The 12,469-nt window shown below is 62.7% G+C and carries 14 protein-coding genes; 6 read left to right on the forward strand and 8 right to left on the reverse strand.

The features are described from left to right. Nucleotides 1-13 precede the first annotated feature (13 nt). The 3 genes from dnaG to LK12_RS10240 all read right to left on the reverse strand — a co-directional run bounded on the left by dnaG (nucleotide 14) and on the right by LK12_RS10240 (nucleotide 2,790). Nucleotides 14-1,882, reverse strand: a complete 1,869-nt coding sequence (gene dnaG, locus LK12_RS10235; protein ID WP_039283091.1) for a DNA primase — start codon at nucleotides 1,880-1,882, stop codon at nucleotides 14-16. Next, complete coding sequence (locus LK12_RS24195) at nucleotides 1,876-2,250, reverse strand: GIY-YIG nuclease family protein (protein WP_331454135.1); 375 nt, start codon at nucleotides 2,248-2,250, stop codon at nucleotides 1,876-1,878. Before LK12_RS24195 ends, dnaG begins: the two co-directional genes overlap by 7 nt. Before the next feature lie 87 nt (nucleotides 2,251-2,337). Further along, complete coding sequence (locus tag LK12_RS10240) at nucleotides 2,338-2,790, reverse strand: GatB/YqeY domain-containing protein (protein WP_039283095.1); 453 nt, start codon at nucleotides 2,788-2,790, stop codon at nucleotides 2,338-2,340. Nucleotides 2,791-2,950: 160 nt separating this feature from the next. On the opposite strand from LK12_RS10240, the gene carA reads away from it, so the two are divergent. The 5 genes from carA to greA all read left to right on the forward strand — a co-directional run bounded on the left by carA (nucleotide 2,951) and on the right by greA (nucleotide 8,752). After that, nucleotides 2,951-4,117, forward strand: a complete 1,167-nt coding sequence (gene carA, locus LK12_RS10245) for a glutamine-hydrolyzing carbamoyl-phosphate synthase small subunit (RefSeq protein ID WP_039283098.1) — start codon at nucleotides 2,951-2,953, stop codon at nucleotides 4,115-4,117. Further along, a complete protein-coding gene (locus tag LK12_RS10250; protein WP_052223312.1) occupies nucleotides 4,114-4,419 on the forward strand; it encodes a hypothetical protein in 306 nt (101 codons plus the stop codon). Before carA ends, LK12_RS10250 begins: the two co-directional genes overlap by 4 nt. Further along, entirely contained in the window at nucleotides 4,416-4,793 is a 378-nt protein-coding gene (locus tag LK12_RS10255) for a hypothetical protein (RefSeq protein ID WP_039283102.1), read from the forward strand. The genes LK12_RS10250 and LK12_RS10255 overlap by 4 nt, the downstream gene beginning before the upstream one ends. 53 nt (nucleotides 4,794-4,846) lie before the next feature. After that, nucleotides 4,847-8,170 carry a carbamoyl-phosphate synthase large subunit gene (gene carB / locus LK12_RS10260; protein WP_039283105.1) on the forward strand — a complete coding sequence of 1,108 codons (3,324 nt, stop codon included), beginning with the start codon at nucleotides 4,847-4,849 and terminating at the stop codon, nucleotides 8,168-8,170. A gap of 105 nt (nucleotides 8,171-8,275) precedes the next feature. After that, complete coding sequence (gene greA / locus LK12_RS10265; protein ID WP_039283107.1) at nucleotides 8,276-8,752, forward strand: transcription elongation factor GreA; 477 nt, start codon at nucleotides 8,276-8,278, stop codon at nucleotides 8,750-8,752. A 98-nt stretch (nucleotides 8,753-8,850) separates the two neighbouring features. Here the strand turns inward: greA and LK12_RS10270 are convergent, their stop codons facing one another. The 5 genes from LK12_RS10270 to LK12_RS10290 form a co-directional block, all read right to left on the reverse strand. Continuing rightward, complete coding sequence (locus LK12_RS10270) at nucleotides 8,851-9,072, reverse strand: DUF4170 domain-containing protein (protein WP_082010453.1); 222 nt, start codon at nucleotides 9,070-9,072, stop codon at nucleotides 8,851-8,853. A gap of 142 nt (nucleotides 9,073-9,214) precedes the next feature. Beyond that, on the reverse strand, nucleotides 9,215-9,769 hold the full coding sequence (locus LK12_RS10275; protein ID WP_039283111.1) for a hypothetical protein: 555 nt from the start codon (nucleotides 9,767-9,769) through the stop codon (nucleotides 9,215-9,217). Continuing rightward, the gene (locus LK12_RS10280; protein ID WP_039283113.1) at nucleotides 9,762-10,079 is read right to left on the reverse strand and encodes a hypothetical protein; all 318 of its coding nucleotides are present in this window, start codon (nucleotides 10,077-10,079) and stop codon (nucleotides 9,762-9,764) included. Before LK12_RS10280 ends, LK12_RS10275 begins: the two co-directional genes overlap by 8 nt. Next, complete coding sequence (locus tag LK12_RS10285; protein WP_039283116.1) at nucleotides 10,076-10,462, reverse strand: phage holin family protein; 387 nt, start codon at nucleotides 10,460-10,462, stop codon at nucleotides 10,076-10,078. The genes LK12_RS10280 and LK12_RS10285 overlap by 4 nt, the downstream gene beginning before the upstream one ends. A gap of 28 nt (nucleotides 10,463-10,490) precedes the next feature. Then, on the reverse strand, nucleotides 10,491-11,003 hold the full coding sequence (locus LK12_RS10290; RefSeq protein ID WP_039283119.1) for a hypothetical protein: 513 nt from the start codon (nucleotides 11,001-11,003) through the stop codon (nucleotides 10,491-10,493). A 174-nt stretch (nucleotides 11,004-11,177) separates the two neighbouring features. On the opposite strand from LK12_RS10290, the gene eno reads away from it, so the two are divergent. Further along, entirely contained in the window at nucleotides 11,178-12,464 is a 1,287-nt protein-coding gene (gene eno, locus LK12_RS10295; RefSeq protein WP_039283121.1) for a phosphopyruvate hydratase, read from the forward strand. Nucleotides 12,465-12,469 lie beyond the last annotated feature (5 nt).

Below are 12,469 nucleotides of genomic sequence, written 5' to 3' on the forward strand. Positions count from 1 at the left end.
TATACAATTCGCACTAAGGCGCATCTCTGCTCGCCATTTGCCTGAGGCGCTTGTCAAATTCCAGCTTTCTCTTGAGCAGACGTTGCTGCTCGGCAAAAGACTCTTCCGAAAGTTCGCTTTCGAACCGCGCAGTCGCCTTTGCCAGGGCCGCCTCCAATACAGGACGTTCCACCAAGAGATCGATGGCTTGAGAGAGTTCCGCTGCCGCCTGCTCTGCAGTCGCGTCGGGGGCAAGAAAGCCGAAGCGCAGCCCCGAATATTCAGCGGTTCCGGGAACTTCCAGACCATTTGCGCTCAATATGGTGGCGAGCCCTTCGCTTTCAAGCGCCTGCGTTGCGTCGCAGCATTCGATCAGCGCGAAGAAGCGCGGATCGAGACCAGGCGTGCGGGCCAGAGCCTCGGCATGACGGGCGATCTGCGCGGGCCATCGCATGAGCCCTGCCAGCACGGCGGCGGTCAGGGCATCGCGCGATCCGGAGCCGGTATAGCGCGCGGTCAGCCGGCTGATCGATTCGGGTGAGGAGGGCGCCGGGGGAGGGCGTCCGGGCTGCAACCGTCCGCCGCCCTGTCGGGGCTGGAAAGGCTGTCGCTGGCCGCCCTGCCAGCGGCTCTCGCGCTTGGGGAAGGCGAATTCGGAATAGCGGTCCTGCAGTTCGCGGCGATAGAGGCTGGCGATGTCCGGGTGCTGGATCGATTCGACATGCGCCATGAGCCGCGCCTTGAGCCCGGCTTTGTCCTCGGGCGTGTTCAGCGGCTGGGCATCGCGTTCGACTTCCCACAGAACCTCGATCAGGCTTTTCGCCTCGCCGAGGACATTTTCCATGGCCTTGGGCCCCTTGGCCTTGATCAGGTCGTCCGGATCGAGCCCTTCGGGCAGGCGGACGATGCGCAGCGAATGGGCAGGGCGCAGCAGGGGCAGGGCGCGGGTGATCGCCCGCATTGCCGCGCGTTGGCCCGCGGCATCGCCGTCGAAGCACAGGATCGGGCGTTCGACATGGCGCCAGAGCAGCTCGATCTGGTGCTCGGTGAGCGCGGTTCCGAGCGGGGCCACGCATTCGGCGATACCCGCTGCCGCGAGCGCGATCACGTCCATGTAGCCTTCGACCACCACCATCCGGCCCGACTGGCGTGCAGCAGGCGCGGCGCGGTGCAGGTTGTAGAGGGTGCGCCCCTTGTCGAACAGGGGTGTGTCGGGCGAGTTCAGGTATTTCGGTGCATCGGTCTTGTCCTTGGCGAGGATGCGCCCGCCGAACGCGATCACCCGGCCGCGCGTATCCTCGATCGGCAGCATCAGGCGGCCACGGAACCGGTCGTAGGGATCGCGTCCCTCGACCTCGATGCGCAGACCAGCCTCGATCAGCATCGCCTGCGGGAAGCGGGAGAGCGCTTCCTTCATCGCCTGCCGGCCCTCCGGGGCATAGCCGAAGCCGAAGCGCTGCACGGTATGCGCATCGAAGCCGCGTGTCGCCAGATAGGCCCGCGCCGCCTCGCCTTCGGGTGCGGAAAGGTTGTGCACGAACCATTCCTGCGCGGCGGCCATGACGTCGTGCAGTGTATCGCGCTTTTCCGCGACCTTGGCCGCCCGCGGATCGGGAGCCGGCACGTCCATGCCCGCCTCGGCCGCAAGTTCCTTGACCGCGTCCATGAAGGGGAGGCCCTGATGATCGGTCATCCAGCGGATGGCGTCACCATGCGCGCCGCAACCGAAGCAGTGGTAGAACCCCTTTTCGTCGTTGACGGTGAAGCTGGGGCTCTTCTCGTTATGGAACGGGCAGCACGCCTTGTACTCGCGCCCCGCTTTCTGCAGGCGCGTGGAACGGCCGATCAGCGTCGATAGCGTGATACGGGATCGCAGTTGATCGAGCCATTGTGGACTCAACAAGGCGGATTATCCTCTCCGTTCGTGTCGAGCGAAGTCGAGACACGTTCGCGCGGCGGTCGGGCAAAATAGGACAGTTTATCCCAATCGCTAGACGCCAATGCTTCTTTCTTGGCGCGAGACCATTTCTTCACACGAAGCTCAGCACTTAACGCTTCGGGCCGAGTGGGAAACTCTGCACACCAGGCAAGCGTCACTGGTCTTCGTCGCGAGGTAAAATCGCAATACCCACCGTGCTGATGCTCTGCCATTCGGCGTTCCAGGTTATCCGTATGGCCGGTGTAATATTTTCCATCCGCACAGCGCAGGATGTAGGCCCAGAACGCCACGAGGCTAGGTCGCGCTTCGCGTGTCTCGACTTCGCTCGACACAAGCGGGAAGGCAGTCCGTATGAATACCCATCCGTTCGTGTCGAGCGTAGGCCGCAGGCCTTGGTCGAGACACGTAAGCGCGGTGCATCAGGCCAGAGCTGCCTTCACCCACCCGCTCGCCTTGCCCATGTCGAGCTGGGCGCCGTGGCGTTCCTTGAGAAGGCCCATGACCTTGCCCATGTCCTTCATGCCGCTGGCGCCGGTTTCGGCCTTGATCGATTCGATCGCGGCCTTGGTTTCCTCTTCCGACATCTGCGCGGGGAGGAATTCCTCGATCACCACGAGTTCGGCCTTTTCGGCTTCGGCGCGTTCGGGGCGGCCGCCTTCTTCGTAGAGCTTGATCGATTCGCGGCGCTGCTTGACCATCTTCTGAAGCACGTCGGTCACCATGGCATCGTCGTCCGGCTTTTCGGTCGCGGTGCGCAGTTCGATGTCGCGGTCCTTGATCTTTGCGAGGATGAGACGGACGGCCGCAAGGCGCTGCTTGTCGCCCGACTTCATGGCGGAAATCTGCGCGGCCTTGATCGAATCGCGGATCATTGTTTTTCTGTTGTCCTGATGAGTGTGGAATGTGGCTGCGTAAAAGTTAGCAAGCCGCATGGCAAATTGCACCCTCGCGCCTTGACGCGCTGCACAACCGTCTCTAGCGCGTGGGTCTTAGCACTCATCGTCAGAAACGCCGTTAACGGAGCGACCCATCATGGCCGACGCCGCACCTTCGCCTGCGCCCAAACCTGAAGGGGCGACGGGCGTTCTTGTCCTGAGCGACGGACACGTGATCTGGGGGCGCGGTTTCGGCGCCGTCGGGGACGCCGTCGGCGAGGTCTGCTTCAACACCTCGATGACCGGATATCAGGAAGTGATGACCGATCCGTCCTATGCGGGGCAGATCGTCACCTTCACCTTCCCGCATATCGGCAATGTCGGCGTGAACGAGGAAGACCTCGAGTCGAACGTCGACAGCGCCGTGGGCTGCATCGTGCGCGAGGACGTGACGCCCGCTTCGAACTTCCGCGCACGCGGTGAATTCGGCGACTGGCTGGCGGAAAAGGGCAAGGTCGGCCTGGCCGGTGTCGATACCCGGGCGCTGACGCGCCGGATTCGCCTGCTCGGCGCCCCCAATGCCGTGATCGCGCATCATCCCGACGGCAACTTCGATATTCCCGCGCTGGTGAAGAAGGCGCAGGAATGGCCGGGCCTCGAAGGCATGGACCTTGCCAAGATCGTCAGCCGCGAAATTCAGGAGAGCTGGGAAGGTTCGACGTGGACGCTGGGTGACGGGTACGGGCGCTCGCCGCGCGATGCCCGTCCGCACGTGGTTGCCATCGACTACGGCGCGAAGGACAACATCTTCCGCAATCTGGTGAAGGCCGGCGCTCGTGTCACGGTGGTCCCGGCTGAGGTCTCGCTCGAGGAGATCCTCGAACTCAAGCCCGACGGCGTGTTCCTGTCGAACGGCCCGGGCGACCCTGCGGCGACCGGCAAGTATGCGGTTCCGGTGATCCAGGCGCTGCTTGAGAGGGACGTGCCGATCTTCGGGATCTGCCTCGGACACCAGATGCTCGGTCTCGCCGCCGGCGCCAAGACGGCCAAGATGTTCCAGGGGCACCGCGGCGCCAACCATCCGGTCAAGCGCCTCGCGGACGGTGTCGTCGAGATCACATCGATGAACCACGGCTTCGCGGTCGACAACGCGACCTTGCCGGACTCGGTCGAGGAAACGCACGTCTCGCTGTTCGATGGCACCAATTGCGGCATCGCCCTCAAGAACAGGCGGGCCTTCGGCGTGCAGTACCACCCGGAAGCGAGCCCCGGACCGCAGGACAGCTTCTATCTTTTCGAGAAGTTCGTCGGGATGCTGGGGTGAGGAAGGTTGCTGCCTTGCTTCTGGCTTGCTGCGGCCTCGTGGCTGGGTGCGACAGCGCGCCGCCGGCCAAGCCGGCCTTGCTGAGCGGCGAGGAGATCGCGACGGTGGCGGGCCGGTGCGGCGTGCCCGCACGGACGATCACCGTGGAGCAGGACAAGCTTCGCTTCGACCCTCCCAAGGGGATGGCACAATCGAAGCAGGCCTGCGTTCTTGCCGAACTGCGCGCTCGCCTGCCGAACGTCAGCATATCGTATCCGGCGTTGATCCAGGGACAAACGAGGAAGGACGAGACAAAGCCATGAGTGATCTGATCGACCACATGATCGCCTACTATGTTGCTGGGCCCGCCAACGACCTGAACATCGCCGCGCGCTGGTATCCCTATGGCGAGCTGACGCTCATCATCGAGGACAAATTCCAGATCGCCCACCGCAAGTTCGGCATGAAAGTGCGCAGCCAGTCCAAGGCGGCGGCCAAGCAGTTCCTCGATTCGATGATCGCCAAGGGCGCGTGGTCGACCACCGAGAACGAATTCGGCGGCAAGATGCACCAGTTCCAGGCCGACGTCTTCCGCGCCGAGATCAAGGAGCGGCAGGCCACCAACCCGATCATCGCCAAGGCCGAGGCGGAAGGCCCCGAATACTGGGAAAAGGCTTTCGGCGAACTCGTCGCCTGAAGCTCAAGACGCGCGATTACCAACAGACCCTGAATCTAGGATAGCCCTCTACCATGCCCAAGCGCACAGACATCTCCTCGATCCTCGTCATCGGCGCCGGTCCGATCATCATCGGCCAGGCCTGCGAGTTCGACTATTCGGGGACCCAGGCGATCAAGGCGCTCAAGGAAGAGGGCTACCGGGTCATACTGGTCAATTCCAACCCGGCCACGATCATGACCGATCCGGACATGGCCGACGCGACCTATGTCGAGCCGATCACGCCGGAAGTGGTCGAGAAGATCATCATCAAGGAAAAGCCGGATGCGCTGCTGCCGACGATGGGTGGGCAGACCGCGCTCAACTGCGCGCTGGACCTGTTCGAGGCGGGTATCCTCGACAAGCACGGCGTGCAGATGATCGGCGCCAATGCCGATGCCATCGACAAGGCCGAAAACCGCCAGCGCTTCCGCGAGGCGATGGACAAGATCGGCCTCGAAAGCGCGCGCTCGGGCGTCGCCCATTCGATGGATGAAGCCTACGCGGTTCTGGAACGGACGGGCCTTCCGGCAATCATCCGTCCCAGCTTTACCCTGGGCGGCACCGGCGGCGGCGTGGCCTACAACAAGAACGAGTTCGAGCGCATCGTGCGCGACGGTCTCGATGCCAGCCCCAAGAACGAAGTCCTGATCGAGGAATCCCTGCTCGGCTGGAAGGAATACGAGATGGAGGTCGTGCGCGACAGGCACGACAACTGCATCATCATCTGCTCGATCGAGAACGTCGATCCGATGGGCGTGCACACCGGTGATTCGATCACGGTGGCCCCGGCGCTGACGCTGACCGACAAGGAATACCAGATCATGCGCACCGCCTCGATCGAGGTGCTGCGCGAGATCGGAGTCGAGACGGGTGGTTCGAACGTCCAGTTCGCGGTCAACCCGGAAGACGGCCGCCTGATCGTCATCGAGATGAATCCGCGCGTCTCGCGTTCCTCGGCGCTGGCCTCGAAGGCGACCGGTTTCCCGATCGCGCGTGTCGCTGCCAAGCTTGCGGTGGGGTACACGCTCGACGAGATCATGAACGAGATCACCGGCGCGACTCCGGCCGCGTTCGAGCCGACGATCGACTACGTCGTCACCAAGATCCCGCGCTTCGCCTTCGAGAAGTTCAAGGGCTCCAAGGCGGAGCTGAGCACGGCGATGAAGTCTGTCGGCGAAGTCATGGCGATCGGCCGCAACATCAAGGAATCGCTGCAGAAGGCGCTGCGCGGCCTCGAAACCGATCTCGACGGCTTCAACACCGTGCCGTCGCTGGAAGGGGCAGGGCGCGACACGATTACCGCCGCGCTGTCAAAGGCGACTCCGGAGCGTTTGCTCAACGTGGCCCAGGCCATGCGCGAGGGCTTCACGGTGGACGAGATCCACGCGATTACGTTCTACGACAAGTGGTTCCTGCGCCACATCGAGGAGATCATCGCCGAGGAAGCGAAGATCATGCAGGACGGCCTGCCGATCGACGTGCAGGGGCTGCGCCGCGTGAAGGGCATGGGCTTCTCCGACAAGCGCCTCGCCACCCTGGCCGTGCGTTCGGTGCATGTCGCCGGCGGTCTGGCCGAGACGCAGGCGAAGCGTTCGGGACTGCTTCACGATGCCCTGCGCGCCATGGCCGGTGCGACGAGCGAGGACGAAGTGCGCGCGCTGCGCCACAAGCTCGGTGTCTACCCGGTGTTCAAGCGCATCGATTCGTGCGCAGCCGAATTCGAGGCGGTGACGCCTTACATGTATTCGACTTACGAAACGCCGTTCTTTGGCGAGCCCGAGGACGAGGCAATGCCTTCGGACCGGAAGAAAATCGTCATCCTCGGCGGTGGTCCGAACCGCATCGGGCAGGGCATCGAGTTCGACTATTGTTGCGTCCACGCCTGCTTCGCGCTGTCGGAGGCCGGCTACGAGACGATCATGGTCAACTGCAACCCGGAGACCGTATCGACCGACTACGACACCTCCGACCGTCTTTATTTCGAGCCGCTGACGGCCGAGGACGTGCTGGAGATCCTGCGGGTCGAGCAGCAGAAGGGCGAACTGGTCGGCGTGATCGTGCAGTTTGGCGGACAGACGCCGCTCAAGCTGGCCGCGGCGCTCGAGAAGGCCAACATCCCGATTCTCGGCACGTCGCCCGACGCAATCGACCTGGCCGAGGACCGTGAGCGCTTCGCCGCGCTCGTCGACAAGCTGAACCTCAAGCAGCCGGCCAATGGCATGGCGCGCAGCCGCGACGAAGCGATCGCGGTGGCCAATCGCATCGGCTATCCGGTCCTGACGCGTCCAAGCTACGTTCTGGGCGGACGAGCGATGGAAATCGTGGACAGCGAACAGCAGCTCGACAACTACATCGCCACGGCCGTGCAGGTCTCGGGCGACAGCCCGGTCCTTATCGATCAGTACCTGCGCGATGCGATCGAGTGCGACGTCGATGCCCTGTGCGACGGCGAACAGGTCGTCGTGGCCGGTGTCATGCAGCACATCGAGGAAGCCGGCGTCCATTCGGGTGACAGCGCCTGCACCATTCCCGCCTACAGCCTGCCTGCAGAAATCATCGCGGAGATGGAGAAACAGGCCGAAGCGCTGGCCATGGGACTCGGCGTGCGCGGTCTCATGAACGTGCAGTTCGCCGTGAAGGACGGCGAGGTCTACCTGATCGAAGTGAACCCGCGTGCTTCGCGCACCGTGCCTTTCGTCGCCAAGGCCATCGGCCAGCCTGTCGCCAAGATCGCCGCGCGCGTCATGGCGGGCGAGAAGCTGACAGACTTCCCGCCGTTCAAGCGCGACCTCGACTACATGGCGGTCAAGGAAGCGGTATTCCCCTTCGCGCGCTTCCCGGGGGTCGATCCGGTGCTCAGCCCGGAAATGAAGTCCACTGGCGAGGTGATGGGCATCGACAAGGATTACCCGCGCGCCTTTGCCAAGGCCCAGCTTGGCGCGGGCATGCGTCTGCCCACCGAGGGTACGGTCTTTGTCTCGGTAAAGAACAGCGACAAGCCGCTGATCGTGCCGGCCGTGCGCAAGCTCATCGAGAACGGTTTCCGCATCATTGCGACTTCCGGTACCCAGAAATACCTCGCCGATGCGGGGCTTCCCGTGGATGTCGTGAACAAGGTTGCCGAAGGGCGTCCGCACATCGTCGACAAGATAGTCGACGGCGAGATCAAACTGATCTTCAACACTACCGAGGGCTGGCAGAGCCTGCAGGATTCGCAATCGATCCGCGCTTCGGCGATTACTGCGAAGGTTTCGATCTTCACCACCGCTGCCACCAGCGTTGCAGCGAGCGAGGCGATTGCGACAATTCGCGGGAGCCAACTTGAAGTGCGTTCGTTGCAGGATTATTATAGCTGAAATAGATCTTGCCTCCCCACATCGCTGCAGATCGGCCGGTCCCTAAGGGGCGGGATGGTCGACTAGTCGCAGCGGGGGCGGGGCAACAGGAGGAAGACAACAGAAATGGCCAGTATCGAAAAGTTGCCGATGCTCGCGGAAGGCTATGAAAGGCTAACCACCGAGCTGAAGGCGTTACGTGAGGAACGGCCCCGTATCGTCGACGCCATCGAGGAAGCACGGGCTCACGGCGATCTTTCCGAAAACGCGGAATATCACGCCGCCAAGGAACGCCAGGGCCAGGTCGAGGCGACGATCGCCGATCTCGAGGACAAGGTCAGCCGTGCGCAGATCATCGATCCCACGTCGCTTTCCGGCGACAAGGTCATCTTCGGGGCCACTGTGACCCTGCTCGACGACGACGACAAGCCGGTACGCTACCAGATCGTCGGCCCGTACGAAGCGGACGCCAAGGCGGGTCGCATCAGCTACAACTCGCCGCTGGGCAAGGCTCTGATCGGCCGCAAGGTCGACGACGAGATCGAGGTCACCGTCCCTTCGGGCGACAAGTTCTATCTAGTGCAGAAGATCGAATTCATCTGATCGTTCGCGGCCCGTCAGCGGCTCAACATCGACCTTACACAAAAAAGAGGGCCGGAATTCTGGGTTCCGGCCCTCTTTTTTCCAGATCGATCTAGATCTTATTGGTCGGGAAGCTCGGGTTCGAGCAAGCGATGCAGGTGGACGATGACGTACTTCATTTCCGCATCGTCGACAGTGCGTTGGGCCGCAGACTTCCAGGCATCCTGCGCCGAAGAGAAGTCGGGAAAGACTCCGACGAGATCCAGCTGCTTGAGATCGACGAATTCCAGGCTGCGCGGGTCTTTGACCCGGCCGCCCATGACTAAATGAAGCTTTTGCATGGGAGAGAGCCGCTTTCCTGATTGGGAGGAGGAGCGGCCCCTATAATTTTTGCCAGTGGCAAGGGCAAGAGAAGATCGCATTTGCGATGCCTCTTCCTGCAATGTTGCAAATCATTAGCAATAAGGGGCCGAATCCTTTTCCTCAGTGCTTGACGCGGCGCTTCAGATCCTCGGTTGCAGCGGCAATTTCATGCGATTTTTCCGATGCCGCATCGCCGATGCGCGTGGCCTTTTCGGCAGCCGCGTCTCCCAGCTTGCTGGCCCGCTTCGCTGCGGACCGGCCAAGCGCACTGGCCGCTGCCATGGCCGCCAAGCCGTATTTCTCCAGCCGGAGAGCCGTCACATGGCCGGCCTTTTCCGCCTTTTCGCCCAGAACCGCCGCCTGCTTGCGGGCATCTGAGCCGACGGCGTGCGCCTTGTCCTCCGCGCGCCGACCGAACATCATCGTGGCCGCGCTAGCGGCTTCCGCCATTCCGAATGCCTTGTCGACAACCTTGCGGCTCGTCTTGCGCGGCAAAAGCGCGCTGGCGGCAACACCAGCAGCAACAGCGCCGGCCACGGTCAGGACCGGATGACGCTTGACGAAGGAGATGACCTTTTCGGACGGACGCTTTTCCGCGGGCTGCGCCTGTAGCGGAACGACATTGTTCGAATGCTGAGTCGTCGCGGGCTGCTTGGTCGGATCGGTATCAGTCACTACCCAGCTCCTTTACTTTTTCAACGGCCGGCTCGAGCGCTTTCTCGATCCAGGCGATAATTGGGTTTCGCAATATCCAAAGCGCTAGCGCCGCGATAGTTCCCCCGATGACGCCGGGGTTGGATTCGGCCACGGCAACAGCCTCGTCGAACATGTCCTTGGCCTGCTCCTTCATCTCGTCGGCGATGCGGCCGGTAATACCGCGTTCCTCTATGTCGGCCTTGAGTGCGTGATAATGCTCTTCGAACACGGCCCGGGCCGCGTCGCGGGCGGCGCGGTCGGCCATGACCTGGGCGGCCTGACTGTTCATCGGGATCCCTTTCCGTCGGAGACGATGGCCATCATGTGCTTGAAGCGCGATCGCGCGGCGAGGGCACAGACACCTGCGAGCACAAAAAGACTCAGGGTTACGGCCGCCATCGCTCCCCAGAGGCCGAGCACGGGCCCAAGGGCGATCACGGTGCCGGTCACCATTGCCATGACGGCGAAGAAAACCAGTACTGCGGCGACCACCAGAAGCGCGGCGATGGTCTTGGACTGGGATCCCGCGTAGGCAGTGCGCGATTTCTGGAATGCCAGTTCGGCCTGCGCCAGCGTTTTGGCCTCATCGGCAAGCTGGCGCAGATCCTCGGCAATCGTCGGGTCCTCTGACTGTTCGGCCAAGGGTGCAGGCTCGTCGCTGGATAAAGTCATCGTGCTTTTCGGTGAACCGCGAACGATACTACTTGCCCTTGAACATGCGGCCGAACACGAAGCCGGCAGCAACCGCCATGCCTACGGCGAGGCCCGGGCTCTTGCGGACGAATTCACGCGCGTCCTCGCCCAGTTCGTCGAGGGTCTTCTCGTCCAGCTTGGTGGCTGCATCCTGCATCGACTTGGAGGCATTGCGGGCATAGTCGCCGTACTTCGCACCGACCTTCTCGTCGATCAGGCCGACATTTTCGTCGATCGCCTTGGAAAGGCCGACGATGGCCTTGCTTGTGCGGGCCTTGCCCTCGTTGGCATATTCGGTCGCCTTGACTTTGGCGTCGGCTGCGAAGGCATTGGCCTTGCCCTTGGCCTCGTCCGAACGGGTCTTGGCTTCGTCGGACCATTCGCCTGTCGTCTTGTTGAACTTCCCGCGATATTCATCGGCGAGCGCCTGCGCTCCGGCCTTGGCTTCTTCCATTGCCTTGGTGAAGTGGTTCTTCGCGTTTTCAGTGCCGTCAGAAGTGGGAACGGTGGGATCGGCCATTGCGATTTCCTTCCTGTAGTATCCTTGCGGGACGAACTTTCTTATAAATGGTATGCGGACAGAGTAACACAAGTTCCGCGATATTGCTGCAACGCAGCTTGTCAGGCCGGGTTCCCCCGCTTAAGGCGCCGAAAAGTGGCGCATGCCGGCGCCGGCAGGAGGAGACCCGCACAAATGACTGCTATCATCGACATTCACGGCCGCGAAATTCTCGACAGCCGCGGCAACCCCACCGTCGAAGTGGACGTGTTGCTCGAAGATGGCAGCTTCGGTCGCGCTGCGGTTCCCTCCGGCGCTTCGACCGGGGCGCACGAGGCCGTCGAACTGCGCGATGGCGACAAGGGACGCTACATGGGCAAGGGCGTGCTCAAGGCCGTCGAGGCCGTGAACACCGAAATTGCAGAGGCGCTGGTGGGCATGGACGCCGAAGACCAGCGCGATCTCGACCTGTCGATGATCGCCCTCGACGGGACCGAGAACAAGGGGCGTCTCGGCGCCAATGCCATTCTCGGTACCAGCATGGCCGTCGCCAAGGCGGCTGCCAATGCCCGCGGACTGCCGCTCTACAGCTATATCGGTGGGGTTTCCGCCCATGTCCTGCCGGTGCCGATGATGAACATCATCAACGGCGGCGAACACGCCGACAACCCGATCGACTTCCAGGAATTCATGATCATGCCGGTTGGCGCGGACTCGATTGCCGAGGCGGTGCGCTGGGGGTCGGAAGTGTTCCACACGCTCAAGAAGGGTCTCTCCGAGAAGGGCCTTGCCACCGCAGTGGGCGACGAGGGCGGCTTCGCACCGAACCTCGCCAGCACCCGCGATGCGCTCGACTTCATCATGGCCTCGATCGAAAAGGCCGGCTTCAAGGTCGGCAGCGACATCCAGATCGCGCTCGACTGCGCCTCGACCGAGTTCTTCAAGAACGGCAAGTACGAAATCAGCGGTGAGGGCCTCTCGCTCGAACCGACCGCCTTTGCCGACTACCTCGCGGACCTGTGCGATGCCTATCCGATCATTTCGATCGAGGACGGCATGAGCGAGGACGACTTCGAGGGCTGGAAGGCGCTGACCGACAAGATCGGCGACAAGGTTCAGCTGGTGGGCGACGACCTCTTCGTCACCAATCCGCAGCGTCTGACCATGGGCATCGAGCAGGGCCTCGCCAACTCGCTGCTGGTCAAGGTCAACCAGATCGGTTCGCTCACCGAGACGCTCGAAGCGGTCTCGATCGCCAACCGGGCCGGCTACACCGCCGTCATGTCGCACCGTTCGGGCGAGACAGAGGACGCGACCATCGCCGACCTCGCGGTTGCCACAAACTGTGGCCAGATCAAGACCGGGTCGCTTGCGCGATCGGACCGGCTTGCCAAGTATAACCAGCTCATCCGTATCGAGGAAGAACTGGGCAAGGCGGCACATTATGCGGGCCCGGCTGCTTTCGGTCGCCTGAGCGTCTGAGCTCA

It is taken from the genome of Novosphingobium malaysiense (genome assembly GCF_000802225.1).
Lineage (GTDB): Bacteria > Pseudomonadota > Alphaproteobacteria > Sphingomonadales > Sphingomonadaceae > Novosphingobium > Novosphingobium malaysiense.